Consider the following 14431-nt stretch of genomic DNA (forward strand, 5'->3'; position numbering starts at 1 on the left):
AGGAGGAAAACCTGTGACCGGCAACACACGCGGGCTGCGTGCTGACGCGCGGCGCAACCGCGAACGCCTGCTCGAAGTCGCCGTGCGCGCCTTCACCGAGCGGGGCGCGGACGTGACGCTCGAATCCATCGCCAAGGCCGCCGGCGTGGGCATCGGCACGCTCTACCGGCACTTCCCCACCCGTGAGGCGCTGATCGAGGCCGCCTACCGCAACGAGGTCGCGCGGGTCTGCGACAGTGCCGAGGAACTGCTCGCCGAGTTCCCGCCGGACAAGGCGATGCGGCAGTGGATGGACCGGTTCTTCGACTACCTGGCCACCAAGGACGGCATGGCGGAGGCGCTGAGGGCCGTCATCGCCTCCGGCGCGGACCCGTTCGCCGAGAGCCTCGACCGGATCAGCACGGCCATCGGCACCCTGCTGCACGCCGGGGCCGAAGCGGGCGTCCTGCGCTCGGACGTGGACCCCCTGGACGTCGGCTTCAGCCTCGGCGGCGTCCTGCTGGTCACCAACGGCACAGGACAACGCGACCGAGTGGGCCGCATGCTGGACCTACTGCTGGACGGCCTCCGCTACCGCCCCGCATAACGCACCCGACCCGGCCGCTCCCACCGGGAACACCGCCCGACTGGCCCGGCCCTGACCGACAGCTGACGACCACGCCGACCGGGCCGAGTTGGTGACGATCGCGCGGTATCGGGCCGCTGAGCGGACCGGTGTCACCTTCGACGCGGAGCACACGGTGCTCGTCGGGGACACGCCGCGGGACGTTGAAGCGGGCAGGAGGACGGGTGTGCGGGTGGTTGCGGTGGCGAGCGGGCGCAGTACGGCCTCGGATCTCCGCGCCGCGGGAGCTGAAGACGTGTTGCCGGACCTGACGGATGTCAGCTCTCTGGTCCGAATGCTCGTTCCCGGCGAAGGCCGGTGAACGCGAAAATGGCGGGCCGCCCCGGAGGACGGCCCGCCATGTCACACCGAGCGCAGGTCAGCTGTTGCCGACGCCGCCACCCCGGCGGCCGGCGTCCGCCGTGGCGTCGTGGTCGGTGATGCCGAGCGTGGACAAAGCCTTCACCGCCTCACCCATGAACTTCCTGAAGGCTTCCTTGTCGGTGAAGCTGAGACTGACCGCGCCGTCTGCGAACGAGAAGAACGCCTCCTCGCCCGTAACCTCGTGCTCGATGGAACAGCCGGCGTCAATCTGCGCGCTGGTGAGGACGCGGACGCCAACATCGGTTTTCATGCAGCTAGTCGCTCTTTCTGGTAGGTGGTGTTGCCGGCAGGTTCGGCCGGTCACAGGTGGCTCGATGCCTCAAGGGATGGTCCGGCCGCCTTGTTCAGAATGGCGTGCGCCAGTTTGGCCAGTTCAGTGCCCACCTCTTGCTCTACTTCGGCCAACGGTACCGTGTATTCGGTTCGGCTAAGCGGGTCGGCTTCATTCATGAGGCGGGCGATGTATCGCCCAAGCAGCGAGTTCACGCTACTCAGCCGCGCGCTGAAGAGCAGCTCCTGCTGATTCATGATCCTTCCGCCCTGCGGTCTCGCTTACCTGGTAACCGCCCCTGAACGGGGCGAGCGGAGACGACACTAAGGCGGTTACCGGAAGGTAATCCGAGCTGTCGGCTCGGATTGACCGGCGGGGCGGGTACCGAGGCTAGACCGGCACCCCGACCCGGATGGCGAGGCGTGCGGCCTCACTCGAGACCGAGCGGCGGCCACGCTGCACAAGCGTGTGCAACACCGCGCGGGCGGCCGGACGGTGCCGGACGTCTTCCGGGGCTTCCCGTTCGGCGGCCGACAGCATCATGAGCGCACCCGCGTAATCCCGACGCTGTTGGTAGCCCTTGGCCTGGTCCAGCAGGAAGGCCACTCGTCGTTCAATCGACGGGGAACGCTCGTGGTCGATGCGTTCCGCCAGCCGCAAGCCTTCGGCAGTAGCGCCGGTTTCCACCGCCACCGACACGGCGAACATGTCCACGTTGGTGGGACCGAAGGCCGTCCAGAAGGCGTTGCGTTCACCGGTTCGCCGCGACAGCGGTTCGACGGCTCGCACCCGGTCCTGAGCCATCCAGCGGTCGCCCCGCCGGGCCGCCGCAATCGCGGCCACCAGCATGAGGGAGCCGTGCAGCGCCAGAGCGTCCAGATCATCACGGGCGACTTCCGGGGCCAGTTCGCGCACCGCGTGCAGCGCCACCGCTTCCGCACCCTCGGTCTGGCCATCCGCCAACAACACCTGGGCCAAATTCCACCGGGCAACCGCCGACCGCAACGGGTCGTCAGCGGCTTCACCCGCCCGTATGGCCCGGTCGGCGGCCACGAGCGACAAGTCCACCCGGCCAATCCGCTTGGTCACCGTGCGGACCAAGCCGTACAGGTCCGCTCTACACCGGTACACCCCCCGACGCTCACGAGCGGTGTCATCCCCGTGGTGGGAACGCAAGGCATGATCGGCCCACGTGATGAGCGGGGGCAAATCCGCGGTGACGCGGCTGTACCGAGTAGGTGAGGTCTGCCAGGCGTGCCACGCATCGGTCACGGCCTGGCGCAGGTCGGCCAACGCCACGGGCGCGGCGGGAGCTTCGGGCAGCGTCAGGGCGCGGTGCAGCTCATCGCCGGCCGCCGTCCGGGTACGCGGTGCTGCGGCGGGCGACGCCTCCCGCAACAACTTGTCCACCGGCACGCCGAGCACATCCGCCAGCCGCATGACGACGGTGAGCGTGGGCAGCTTCAAACCGCGCTCGATCTGGTAGAGGTAATCCGCCGAAATCCCGGCCAGCCCCGCCACGACCGCCTTGGTCTGACGGGCGGCGGACCGGTGGAACCGGACCCGTTCCCCGATACGGCGTGCGAGCTGCTCGTCCATGTCGCCTCGACGGTGGTGGGTGAGGTGTGTTGACCGTGGTCGAGACTACGCACGACCACAACGACCCGACCGAGTGACAGACTGGCTTCATGATCGCGCCGCGCACGCTTCGGCTTCTGGTGTTGTGGGACGTCGACCACACCTTGCTGCAATCACGCGGCGTGGGGCGCGAAATGTACGAGCGGGCTGTGCCGGCGGCGTTCGGCGTGCCATTTCGGAAGCTCGCTGACGTCAGCGGCCGAACCGAGCTGGACATCATCGCGGAAACCCTGACGCTGCACGGCATACAGTCGACCGACGCCAATACCGCCCGACTGGCGCAGGCCCTGACCGACGGCTATGAGACAGGCCGTGACGAGCTGGCTCGCCGGGGGCGTGCCCTACCCGGCGCACGGGAAGTCCTGGCCGCGCTGGCAGACGACCCGGCTGTCCACCAAGGCGTGTTGACCGGCAACCTGCGAGCCGTGGCCCGCATCAAGTTGGAAGCGTTCGACCTGGCGCGGTTCCTCGATCTGGACGCGAGTGCCTACGGCGACGACCACGCCGACCGGGCCGAGCTGGTGACGATCGCGCGGTATCGGGCCGCTGAGCGGACCGGTGTCACCTTCGACGCGGAGCACACGGTGCTCGTCGGGGACACGCCGCGGGACGTTGAAGCGGGCAGGAGGACGGGTGTGCGGGTGGTTGCGGTGGCGAGCGGGCGCAGTACGGCCTCGGATCTCCGCGCCGCGGGAGCTGAAGACGTGTTGCCGGACCTGACGGATGTCAGCTCTCTGGTCCGAATGCTCGTTCCCGGCGAAGGCCGGTGAACGCGAAAATGGCGGGCCGCCCCGGAGGACGGCCCGCCATGTCACACCGAGCGCAGGTCAGCTGTTGCCGACGCCGCCACCCCAGCCCCAACGGAGGCGGTCGAGGCCGCTCTTGTTGGTGACGGTGAGCGACAGGTTCGTGCCGCTGCCCTGGAGGGTGGTGAGGGAGTAGGTGTCGCCGGTGCGCAGGCCCGGCCAGTAGACCGAGCCCATGCCGAGGTCGCGCAGGGTGTCGGTGACGGCCTGGATGTAGGCGATCTCGTTCGAGCCGTTGACCGGGCCGTTGTAGTCCAGGCCGGTGGTCATCGACGCGCCGAACTCGTCCAGCACGGTGCGCGACGCGCAGGTGCCGATCCGGTCCCGCAGGTCGTCGGCCCACTGCTCGGGGGTGGTCCAGTCGGTGTGCCAGAACCCGTACTGGTGCAGCGCCAGGTACGTGCCGTCGAGGCGGCGGTCGGCGCACACCGGCTTGACGTCCTCGCTGTACTTGATGCCGCCGATGAACACCCGGCTGCGCTTGACCTGGGGGTAGGTCGCGAGCCACTGGGCGGCGACGTCACGCCACTCCTGGCTGCTGTAGCCGAACGGCTCGTTCATCGGCTCGAAGTACACGCCGCCGTTGCGGGCGTACCGCGACGTGACGCGGCCCCACATCCGGTTGAACGCGCTGACGTCGTCGATCCGGCCGTCCTTGGACGGGACCGGTGACTCCCAGTAGGCCAGGATGACCTTGAAACCCTTGGCCGTCGCCGCGTCGATGGCGCCGGTGTAGGAGTTCCAGAACGGGCCGTTCACGGTGGCCGGGTTGATCGGCAGCCGCACGGTGTTGGCGCCCAGGTCGGCGCGGAACTCGCCGATCACGGCGCTGGCCTTGGCGTACGTCGTGGCGTAGCTGTCCGTCTTGGACAGACCGGACGGCACCACCTCGTCGGCGGCGTAGTTGTCGCGCGGGTCGGCCCAGTTGACGCCCTTGAACTGGGCGGTGGACACGGCGGAAGCGGCGGGTGCGACGGCGGTGAGCAGACCTGCCACGCTCACGGCGCACGCGACCGCTGCGGCGAGGCGTGACCGGGACTTGGGAGACTTCATCGTTGATCTCCAGGTGCGAGGGGAGTGGTCACCAGCAGGGTCGGCTGGTCAGCGTTCCGTCGGGCCGAGGTCCGGTTGTGCCAGCAGGGCGACCGCGGGACGGCGCGTGGAGTGCAGTTCGAGGACGGTGATCTCGTTGGCACCCGGCCGAAGCACCGGCGCGGGCACGTAGAGCGTCTGTTGCGGGCCGCGCGACCAGTAGCGGCCGAGGTGGAAGCCGTTGACCCAGGCGTTGCCCTTGGTCCAGCCCGCCAACGACAGGAACGTGTCGGCCGGGGTGTCGACGTGCACGACACCGCGGTGGAACGCCGGACCGACGTGCGGCGCGACCGTGGGCGAGAACCGCAGCCCCGTGAGGTCGTCCAGCGGCAGGGCCCGGCTGGTCCAGTCCTCGACCACGAGGCCGTCGAGCAGCACGGGACCGGTGATGCCCTTGCGGTCGTGGATGGCCTGGCCGTAGTCGACCCGGCCCTGGTTCTCCACCAGCAACGCGAGAACCGCCCCGGCGTGCGGCACGGTCAACGACACCACGTGCTCGTGCCGCTCACGCTCCAGCACACCGACCGGCTGTCCGGCGACGAAGACCTGGACCCGGTCGCCGAACGCCGTGACGTCCAGCAGCGCGGGCCCGGCCTGCCCGACCACGGTCTCGTACAGCACGAAACCGGAGGCCTGGCCGAGTTGCTCCATGGTCAACGGCTTCGCGTCCTGCTTGGCGACGCCCAGCACGCCCGTGCTGTCCAGCAGCGGCGCGCTGGAGGTCAGCGCGACCTCCGGCACGGCCAGCTTCGGACCGGCCTCGGGCGGCGGCCCGTCCGGAACGGGGGCGTGCTTGGCGATGACCTCCCGGAACGCCAGGTACTTCGGCGTCGGGTCACCCGCCTCGCTCAGCGGGCTGTCGTAGTCGTAGGAGGTGACGATCGGCCGGTAGGCGCCCTTGTCGTTGGCGCCGCTGGTGAAGCCGAAGTTCGTCCCGCCGTGGAACATGTAGAGGTTGACCGACGCGCCGGCGGTGAGCATCTCGTCCAGCGTCGCGGCGGCGTCCTCCGCCGACCGGGTCACGTGGTGCGCGCCCCAGTCGTCGAACCAGCCGTTCCAGTACTCCGAGCACATCAGCGGACCGGTGGGCTGCTGCTCGCGCAGCGCGGCGAACGACTCCGCCACCCGGCTGCCGAACGTGACCGTGCGCAGCACACCCGGCAGCCCGCCGCGCGCGAGGTCGGCGGGCTGGTCGCAGGTGAACAGCGGCACGTCCACACCGTTGGCGAGCAACAGGTCCGCCAGCCGGCGCATGTACTCGGTGTCGTCACCGAACGCGCCGTACTCGTTCTCCACCTGCACGGCCAGCACCGGGCCGCCGCGCGTCGCGAGCTTGTCCACCAGCATCGGCCACAGCGCCGCGAAGTACGACTCGACCGCGCCGAGGAACCTCGGATCGGTGCTGCGGTAGCGGATGTCGGGCTCGGTGAGCAGCCACGGCGGCAGGCCGCCGCCGTCCCACTCGGCGCAGATGTACGGGCCTGGCCGCAGGAGCACGTGCAAGCCGTGCTCCTGCGCCAGGTCGATGAAGCGCGGCAGGTCGAGACCCGCCTCCGCGCCCACCACACCCCGCTGCGGTTCGTGCAGGTTCCACGGGATGTAGGTGTCGATCGTGTTGAGGCCCATCCACTTCGCCTTGCGCATCCGGTCCGCCCACAGATCCGGGTGCACGCGGAAGTAGTGCAACGCGCCGGAGATCATCCGGAACGGGTCGCCGTCGAGGGTGAATCCGTCGTCGGTGATGCCCAGCACGCCCATGGTGTCCTTCTCCTCGTTACTTCCTGTTGAACCAGTGGTGTCGCGGCCGGGTCAGTTGACCGTGAACCCCTGGTCCTTGCCGTACTTGGCCGACGACTCCTGCCAGGCCTTCAGACCGTCGCTCAACGTCGTGCCCGACACGTAGGCCTTGCCGGCGGTGTCGTTGAAGACGCTGTTGGCGTAGACCTGGAACGGCAGGTAGGACCACCCGCCCACGACGTTCTGCGCCGCCTGGGAGAGCACCTCGTTGGCCTTCTGGCCGCCGAAGTACGGGAACTCGGCGTTCAGGAACTCCTGGGACGTGAGCTCGGCCGTGGTCGCCGGGAACGCGCCGCCGTCGACGCGGGTCTTCACGCCCTCCTCGGTGGTGGCGTACTTGACGAACGCGTAGGCGAGCGCCTTGTTCGCACCGGCGGTCGGGATGGACAGCCCGCTGCCGCCGTTCTCCGAAGTGGCCTTGCCACCGGCCTCCCACTGGGGCATGGGGGCCACGCGCCACTTGCCCGCGCCCGCCGCGACACCGGACTGGAGGTTGGCGGGCATCCACGCGCCGATCACCAGCGTCGCGATGCTGCCGTCAGCGAGGCCCTGGTACCACTGGTCGCTCCACCCGTTGACCGGCGAGACCAGCTTCTCGCTGATGAGCTGCTGCCACATGGTCGTGAACCGCTGGGAGCCCTCGTCGGCGAAGTCGATCTTCACGTTGGTGCCGTCGACCTGGTACGGCTTGCCGCCCGCCTGCCAGATCATGCTGGTGGTGAAGCCCGCGTCACCGGTGTCGCTGGTGATGTAGGCCTTGGGGTCGGCGGCGTGCAGTTTGCGGGCCGCGGCGACGTACTCGTCCCACGTGGCCGGCACCTGGATGCCGTGCTTGTCGAAGACTTCCTTGTTGTAGAACAAGGCCATCGGGCCCGAGTCCATGGGCAGGCCGTAGATGCCCTCGCCCGCGTGCACCGAGGTCCACGGGCCGGGGGTGAACGTGCCCTCGAACTTGTCGGCCTCGAACGCCTTGAGGTCGGTCATCGACTTGGCCAGCGCGAACTGCGGCAGCGCGTAGTACTCGACCTGGGCGACGTCCGGCACGCCCGAACCGGCCGCGATCGCGTTCTGGAGGGCGGTGTACTGCTTGTCGCCGGTGCCGGCGTTGACCAGCTCCACCTTCACCTTGGGGTACTTCTGCTGGAAGCCGGTGACGACCTCCTTGAGCGTCGGCTCCCAGGCCCACACCTTGATCGTGCCGCCGGCTTCGAGCGCGGCTTGCACGTCCTGGGCGGAGAGCTGCTCCTGCGTCCCGGAGTCGGAGCCGCCGGAACCACAGGCGGCCAGGACGAGCGCTAGGGCGCCCGCGAGGGCGGTGAACACAGAGCGACGGCGTTGTCTGATCACGGTGCGACCTTTTCGGATGCGGGGACTTGCGGTGGGGGGAGATGTGGTGCTGCGGGACGGGTCATCCCTTCACACCGCCCGCGGCCAGGCCCGACTGCCAGTACCTCTGGAGCAGCAGGAAGGCCGCGATGAGCGGGACGATGGTCAGCAGCGAGCCGGTGATCACGAGGTCGAACACGACGTCACCGCCCACCGTGAGGGCCTGCGCGTTCCACGCGTTCAGGCCGACGGTCAGCGGGTACCAGTCCGGGTCCTTCAGCATGATCAGCGGCAGGAAGTAGTTGTTCCACGTCGCGACCGAGGTGAACAGCAGCACGGTGACCAACCCGGGCGCCAGCAGCGGCAGGCAGACCCGGAAGAAGATGCGGAACTCGCCCGCGCCGTCGAGGCGTGCGGCTTCGAGCAGCTCGTCGGGGATCGCCTCGGCCGCGAACGTCCACATCAGGTAGAGACCGAACGGCGAGATCAGGCTGGGGATGATGACGGCCCACGGGGTGTCGGTCAGCCCCATCTGGCTGAACATCAGGAACGTGGGCACGGCCAGCGCCGTTCCCGGCACGGCCACCGCGCCGATGACCACGGCGAACACGGCGCGCTTGCCCGGGAAGTTGAACTTGGCCAGCCCGTACCCGCCCACCGCCGCCAGCAACGTGGCCCCGCCCGCGCCGGCCACGACGTAGAACAGGGTGTTCGACAGCCAGCGCGCGAAGATGCCGTCGTCGTAGGTCAGGGTGCGCCGGATGTTGTCCCACAACGCGAAGTCGTCGCTGAACCACAGGCCGAACGAGGAGAACAGGCCCGCCTGCGTCTTGGTCGCGTTGATGAGCAGCCACACCAGCGGGACCAGGGAGTAGACGACCACGAGGCCGGTCAGCACGGTCAGCAGCAGGCTGCGCTTGGGTCGACCCGCGCGGTGCGGCCGACGGGTGGGGCGCAGCGGTGCGACGCGCGGCCGGGTTCCGCCGGTGCGGGCGGGTCGGGTGCCGGTGGGTGCGGTCATCGTCAGCCGTCCTTCCGCATGCCGCGCAACTGCACGACGTAGGCCACGATCATCGTGATCACGCCCATGACGATCGCCACGGTCGCCGAGCTGTTGTACTGCTGGCCGGAGAAGGACAGCGAGTAGGCGTAGAGGTTCGGCGTGAAGTCGGTGGTGATCGCGTTCGGCACGAGCTTCTGCAGGATGCTCGGCTCGTTGAACAGCTGGAAGCTGCCGATGATCGAGAAGATCGTGGCGATCATCAGGGCACCGCGCAGCGCGGGCAGTTTGATCGAGGTGATGACCCGCAGCTGGCTCGCGCCGTCGATCTCCGCCGACTCGTACAGCGATCGGGGGATGACCTGGAGCGCGGAGTAGAAGATCAGCATGTTGTAGCCGATGAACTCCCACGTCACGATGTTGCCGATGGACGCGAGGACCCACTCGGGCGACAACGGGTCCGGCAACGTGATGCCGAGGGCCTCGTTGATGTTGCCGACCAACCCGAACCGGGTGCCGTACATGAAGCCCCACATGAGGGTGGCGACGACGGCGGGCACCGCGTACGGCAGGAACACCGCGAGCCGGAAGAAGTTGCGCCCGTAGAGCCGTCCACTGTCGACGGCCAGCGCCACCAGCAGCGCCAGGAACAGCATCACGGGCACCTGGACGACGAGGAACAGCGACACGCGGCCGACGCCGGACCAGAACTGCGGGTCCGCCAGCACCTGCTGGTAGTTGTCCAGCCCGACGAACGAGTTGCCGCCGACCAGGCGGTTGCGGAAGAAGCTCAGGTAGATCGAGTAGACGATCGGCGCCAGGAAGACCAGCGCGAAGACCGCCAGGAACGGGCCGACGAACCGCCAGCCGACCCACGAGCGCCGCCGGCGCGGCAGCTTGGCGCGGGCCGTCCCGGGCGTGCCGGCCCCGGAGGTCGCGGACTCCTGGCCATCGGGCACGACTGTGGCGGGTTGAGGTGGTGCCACTGTGCTCCTCACTTCCCGCCGCTGCGGTGCGGCTGCCGGGATGTTTGCGCAAACATAACCCACATGCCGGCCCGTGGATCAAATCGGGGGATTTGAGGGGGCCTGTGACGACCGGGGATGTTTACGCAAACATTGCGGCGCTATAGTGGCAGCGCGGTGCCGTGGCGTCAAGGCTCGGCGCGGAAAGGAGCGGTCCAGCGTGAGCCTGACCAGGTCGGATGCCGGGGGTCCGGGGGACCCGCCCGCGAGACGTGCCCGACGGGTGTCGATGGCGGACGTGGCCCGCCGTGCCGGTGTGTCGGCGCAGACCGTGTCGCGGGTGTCCAACGGCCATCCCGGTGTCGTCGACTCGACCCGGGAACAGGTCCTGGCGGCCATGCAGGAGCTGGGTTACCGGCCCAACAGCGCGGCGCGCGCGTTGAAGTACGGCCAGTTCCGCACCATCGGCGTCATCCTGTTCACGCTGGCCACGGTCGGCAACAGCCGGACGCTGGAAGCCATAGTCGACCACGCCGCCGAAGAGGGTTACGCGATCACGCTGATCCCCGTCGCCGTGCCCACGAGGGACGGTGTGCTGGGCGCGTTCACCCGTCTCGGCGAGCTCGCGGTCGACGCGGTGATCGTGAGCATGGAAGTGCACCTCCTCGACGCCGCCACGGTCAACCTCCCGGTGGGTGTGCCGGTGGTCGTCGTGGCCTCCGACGCGGACGACCGCTACGTCGTCGTGGACACCGACCAGGTCGACGGCGCCCGCCGGGCCGTCCGCCACCTGCTCGACCTCGGCCACCGCACGGTCTGGCACGTGACGGGCCCCGAGGGGTCGTTCGTGGCCGAACGTCGTGCCACGGGGTGGCGGACCACGCTCGAACAGGCCGGCCGCCCCGTCCCGCCGCTCGCGCACGGCGACTGGTCCGCCGAGTCCGGGTACCGCGCCGGGCTGGCGTTGGCCGACGAGCCGGACTGCACGGCGGTGTTCGCGGCGAACGACCAGATGGCGTTGGGGCTGCTGCGGGCGTTCCACGAGAAGGGCAAGGTCGTGCCGCGGGACGTCAGCGTGGTCGGTTTCGACGACATCCCCGACTCGGCGTCCTTCATCCCGCCCCTGACCACGGTGCACCAGGACTTCGCCGAGGTCGGCCGGCGGTGTGTGGAACGCGTGCTGCGGCAGGTGCGCAACAAGCCGGTCGAACCGGGCACGACCCTCGTGCCGACCCGGTTGGTGCTGCGCGAGAGCACCGCGCGACCGCCCGCCTGACCCCGGTCGGCCCTTCTCGGGGTCAGCCGTTCTCGGCGGGGACTTCCTCGATGACGACCGGGACTTCCTCGATGACATCGGCCGCGAGGGCGGACGCGGTGTCGTGGTAGCGGGTGTCGAGGGCGTGGAACAGGTTCTCGGCGCGGATCGCGGGCCAGTCCCCGTCCAGGAGCCGCACGGGCAGGTGCGGGTCCTGGCGCATCAGCTGGAGCCAGTCGGCGTGCAGGACCAGTTGGCGCGCCAGGTCGTCGGACAGCGCGGGCAGCGGGTCGGTGGTCTCCCAGCGGGCGATGAAGGCGTGGTAGCGGGCCGCGATCGCCTCGGTGTCGAACACCCGGTGCACGAGGTCGGCGGCTTCCGTCGGCTTGGTGTGCTGCGCGGTGAAGACGGTGACGTTGGCCGCCAGGCCCAGCCGTTCGACGATCCCGGCGGCGTCCCGGACACCCGGTGCGATCCACAGTCCGCTCTGGAGCATGCCGAACCCGGCCCACAGCAGTTGCGAGCGCAGGTCGTGGCGGTCGCCCCGGCGCGTGTCCGGTAGCGAGAAGCCGACCAGCGTCCAGGTGCCGTCCCACGCGCGGTTGACGGCGCCGGTCTCCCGGATCCGCCGCCTGCCGTCGCGCAGCACGTCGGTCGCGTGCCCGGTCAGTCCGAAGTAGACGCGCCGGCCCAGGCGCTGCCGGGTGAGCAGGCCGCGGCCCACCATGCGGGTGAGCGTCGAGCGCACCGCCTCCTCGGAGACGCCGACGCGGTCGAACACGTCGATGACGCTGCCCGAGTACACGGCGGTGTCGCGGTCGAGCAGGTAGAGGCCGAGGAACGACAGCATCAGCGACTGGGGGCGTGCGTTCTGCGGCTGGTCGTCGCGGCTGTCGGTCACGGGTCAAGGGTAGCCGGCCCGGTGTTGCCCTCGGAAGGGATGTTGGGCAGAGTCTAGACGGCCGTCACAAAACTGCCGTATGTTCGTAACGCGGTAGCCGAGCATGAGGAGACGCCGTCATGGACTTGCGAGAGAAGGTCGCCGTGGTCACCGGCAGCGGCCGGGGGCTGGGCCGGGCGTACGCGGAGGCCCTGGCGCGAGCCGGCGCCGCGGTCGTCGTCAACGACGTGGACGCCGAAGCGGCGAGCGCGGTCGTGAAGGGGATCGTGGAGGAGGGCGGACGGGCGGTCGCCGTGGTCGCGCCGGTCGGTCCCGCCGAGACCGCCGACCAGCTGGTCGCGACCGCCGTCGAGGAGTTCGGCGGCCTCGACGTGCTGGTCACCAACGCGGGCATCCTGCGCGACCGGGTGCTGTGGAAGATGTCCGACGAGGACTTCGACGCGGTGGTCGACGTGCACCTGCGCGGCACGTTCACCTGCGCCCGCGCCGCCGCGGTCCGGATGAGGGAACAGGGCAGGGGCGGCAGCCTGGTCCTGATCTCCTCGCCCGCCGGCCAGCGCGGCAACTTCGGGCAGACCAACTACGCCGCGTCGAAGGCGGGCATCGTGGCCATGGCCCGCACGTGGGCGATGGAACTGGCCCGCGCCGACATCTCGGTCAACGCCGTGGTCCCGGTCGCAGCGACCGAGATGACCAAGACCATCCCGGCGTTCGGGCCGGTCATCGAGGAGGCGGAGCGCACCGGCGCGCCGTACCCGGACTGGCTGCGCAAGGACGAGGGCCTGGGCACGGTCGAGGACGTGGCCTCGTTGATCGTCTTCCTGGCGTCGGACGCCGCGCGGGGCGTCACCGGCCAGGCCATCGGCATCGGCGGCGACCGGCTCGCCCTCTGGTCGCACCCGCAGGAGAAGGCCGTGGCCTTCGCCGACGGCGGGTGGACCGCGGACGCCATCGCGGAGTCGTGGGAGACCGGCGTGGGCGCGCAGCCGGAGACCTACGGCATCCCCGCCCCGAACCCGCCGGCGGCCTGACGTGGTCCTCCCCTTGGACGAACTCGTGGCCATCGACGTCCACACCCACGCCGAGGTGTCCAAGGACGGCCACGCGTCCCTGAGCCCCGAACTGCTCAAGGCCTCGGAGAAGTACTTCGGCGGGCACAACCACCGGCAGCCGACCATCGATGAGATGGCGGCCTACTACCGGGAACGCCGGATGGCGGCCGTCGTCTTCACCGTCGACGCCGAGCACGCCACCGGCCACCCGCGCATCGCCAACGAGGAGGTCGCGGAGAACTGCGCCGAGCACTCCGACGTGCTCATCCCGTTCGCCAGCATCGACCCGTGGAAGGGTCGGGCGGGCGCACGGGAGGCGCGCAGGCTGGTCGAGCAGCACGGTGTGCGCGGCTTCAAGTTCCACCCGAGCCTCCAGGGTTTCGCGCCGAACGACCCGATGGCGTACCCGCTGTACGAGGCCATCGAGGAACTGGGCGTGCCCGCGCTGTTCCACACCGGGCAGACCGGGATCGGCGCCGGTGTCCCCGGCGGTGGCGGGATCAGGCTGAAGTACTCCGACCCCATGCTGGTGGACGACGTGGCCGTCGACTTCCCGGAGTTGCGGATCATCCTCGCGCACCCGTCGTTCCCGTGGCAGGACGAGGCGCTGGCGGTGGCCACGCACAAGCCGCACGTCTACATCGACCTGTCCGGCTGGTCGCCCAAGTACTTCCCGCCGCAGCTGGTCCGCTACGCCGACTCGCTGCTGCAGGACAAGGTGCTGTTCGGCTCGGACTACCCGGTGATCACACCGGACCGCTGGCTGGCCGACTTCGAGGCGCTCGACCTCAAGCCCGCGGTCCGACCCAAGATCCTCAAGCACAACGCGGCCAGGCTGCTCGGCCTCGCCGCCGACGACGACCACGCGGAGCGCACATGACCACGACCGTGAACGGACCGGCCGAAATCCTCGCGCTGGCCGGGCAGGACCTAGGGCACACCGACTGGCGCGAGATCACCCAGAGCCGGGTGGACACCTTCGCCGACGCCACCGACGACCACCAGTGGATCCACACTGACCCGGAGCGGGCGGCGTCCGGGCCGTTCGGCACCACCATCGCGCACGGCTACCTGACGCTGTCGCTGATGATCCCCATGTTCGGCGAACTGCTGGAGATCAACGGCATCCGGATGAGCGTCAACTACGGCCTGGAGAAGGTGCGCTTCCCCAGCCCCGTCCCCGTCGGCAGCAAGGTCAGGCTGGCGGGCACGGTGGCGTCGGTGGAAGAGGTCAAGGGCAACGGCGTCCAGATGGTGCTGGACTTCACCGTCGAGATCGACGGTTCGGACAAGCCGGCGTGCGTCGCGCGCGCCGTGTACCGGCACTACGCCTGAATCCG

General features: G+C 69.6%; 16 protein-coding genes. 7 read left to right on the forward strand and 9 right to left on the reverse strand.

The features are described 5' to 3' along the window. Positions 1 to 13: 13 nt before the first annotated feature. Together FM051_RS00520 and FM051_RS53875 are read left to right on the forward strand one after the other, a co-directional pair. Positions 14 to 586, forward strand: a complete 573-nt coding sequence (locus FM051_RS00520; RefSeq protein WP_158839449.1) for a TetR/AcrR family transcriptional regulator — start codon at positions 14 to 16, stop codon at positions 584 to 586. 91 nt (positions 587 to 677) lie between these two features. Continuing rightward, on the forward strand, positions 678 to 926 hold the full coding sequence (locus tag FM051_RS53875; RefSeq protein WP_158839451.1) for an HAD family hydrolase: 249 nt from the start codon (positions 678 to 680) through the stop codon (positions 924 to 926). 57 nt (positions 927 to 983) lie between these two features. Here FM051_RS53875 and FM051_RS00530 read toward each other — a convergent pair whose 3' ends face one another. The 3 genes from FM051_RS00530 to FM051_RS00540 form a co-directional block, all read right to left on the reverse strand. Next, positions 984 to 1238 (reverse strand): hypothetical protein, encoded by a 255-nt coding sequence (locus FM051_RS00530; RefSeq protein WP_158839453.1) that lies wholly within the window; start codon positions 1236 to 1238, stop codon positions 984 to 986. Positions 1239 to 1288: 50 nt separating this feature from the next. Further along, positions 1289 to 1516: a hypothetical protein gene (locus FM051_RS00535; protein ID WP_158839455.1), complete on the reverse strand. Its 228-nt coding sequence runs from the start codon at positions 1514 to 1516 to the stop codon at positions 1289 to 1291. A gap of 133 nt (positions 1517 to 1649) precedes the next feature. Continuing rightward, positions 1650 to 2858 (reverse strand): helix-turn-helix domain-containing protein, encoded by a 1209-nt coding sequence (locus FM051_RS00540; protein WP_158839457.1) that lies wholly within the window; start codon positions 2856 to 2858, stop codon positions 1650 to 1652. Between the two features lie 89 nt (positions 2859 to 2947). Here FM051_RS00540 and FM051_RS00545 point away from each other — a divergent pair, with 89 nt between their 5' ends. After that, entirely contained in the window at positions 2948 to 3667 is a 720-nt protein-coding gene (locus FM051_RS00545; RefSeq protein WP_158839459.1) for an HAD family hydrolase, read from the forward strand. A gap of 57 nt (positions 3668 to 3724) precedes the next feature. Here FM051_RS00545 and FM051_RS00550 read toward each other — a convergent pair whose 3' ends face one another. From FM051_RS00550 to FM051_RS00570, 5 genes are all read right to left on the reverse strand, one after another. Then, a complete protein-coding gene (locus tag FM051_RS00550) occupies positions 3725 to 4756 on the reverse strand; it encodes a glycoside hydrolase family 5 protein (protein ID WP_158839461.1) in 1032 nt (343 codons plus the stop codon). A gap of 48 nt (positions 4757 to 4804) precedes the next feature. After that, entirely contained in the window at positions 4805 to 6553 is a 1749-nt protein-coding gene (locus FM051_RS00555; protein WP_158839463.1) for a beta-galactosidase, read from the reverse strand. Between the two features lie 51 nt (positions 6554 to 6604). Further along, positions 6605 to 7939, reverse strand: coding sequence for an extracellular solute-binding protein (locus FM051_RS00560; RefSeq protein WP_158839465.1), 1335 nt, complete (start codon positions 7937 to 7939; stop codon positions 6605 to 6607). 61 nt (positions 7940 to 8000) lie between these two features. Continuing rightward, on the reverse strand, positions 8001 to 8939 hold the full coding sequence (locus tag FM051_RS00565; RefSeq protein WP_158839467.1) for a carbohydrate ABC transporter permease: 939 nt from the start codon (positions 8937 to 8939) through the stop codon (positions 8001 to 8003). A 2-nt stretch (positions 8940 to 8941) separates the two neighbouring features. Further along, on the reverse strand, positions 8942 to 9904 hold the full coding sequence (locus FM051_RS00570) for a carbohydrate ABC transporter permease (RefSeq protein ID WP_338019436.1): 963 nt from the start codon (positions 9902 to 9904) through the stop codon (positions 8942 to 8944). 199 nt (positions 9905 to 10103) lie between these two features. On the opposite strand from FM051_RS00570, the gene FM051_RS00575 reads away from it, so the two are divergent. After that, entirely contained in the window at positions 10104 to 11159 is a 1056-nt protein-coding gene (locus FM051_RS00575) for a LacI family DNA-binding transcriptional regulator (protein ID WP_238412012.1), read from the forward strand. 22 nt (positions 11160 to 11181) lie between these two features. On the opposite strand, the gene FM051_RS00580 is transcribed toward FM051_RS00575, so the two are convergent. Then, the gene (locus FM051_RS00580) at positions 11182 to 12039 is read right to left on the reverse strand and encodes a PaaX family transcriptional regulator (protein WP_238412015.1); all 858 of its coding nucleotides are present in this window, start codon (positions 12037 to 12039) and stop codon (positions 11182 to 11184) included. Between the two features lie 119 nt (positions 12040 to 12158). On the opposite strand from FM051_RS00580, the gene FM051_RS00585 reads away from it, so the two are divergent. The 3 genes from FM051_RS00585 to FM051_RS00595 are packed head-to-tail and all read left to right on the forward strand — an operon-like array spanning position 12159 to position 14426. Further along, the gene (locus tag FM051_RS00585) at positions 12159 to 13070 is read left to right on the forward strand and encodes an SDR family NAD(P)-dependent oxidoreductase (protein WP_158839469.1); all 912 of its coding nucleotides are present in this window, start codon (positions 12159 to 12161) and stop codon (positions 13068 to 13070) included. A gap of 13 nt (positions 13071 to 13083) precedes the next feature. Then, positions 13084 to 13971, forward strand: a complete 888-nt coding sequence (locus tag FM051_RS00590) for an amidohydrolase family protein (protein ID WP_420803557.1) — start codon at positions 13084 to 13086, stop codon at positions 13969 to 13971. Continuing rightward, a complete protein-coding gene (locus FM051_RS00595) occupies positions 13968 to 14426 on the forward strand; it encodes a MaoC family dehydratase (protein WP_158839472.1) in 459 nt (152 codons plus the stop codon). Before FM051_RS00590 ends, FM051_RS00595 begins: the two co-directional genes overlap by 4 nt. Positions 14427 to 14431: the final 5 nt, after the last annotated feature.

Origin of the sequence: Saccharothrix deserti, assembly GCF_009769385.1 — a bacterium.
GTDB lineage: Bacteria > Actinomycetota > Actinomycetes > Mycobacteriales > Pseudonocardiaceae > Actinosynnema > Actinosynnema deserti.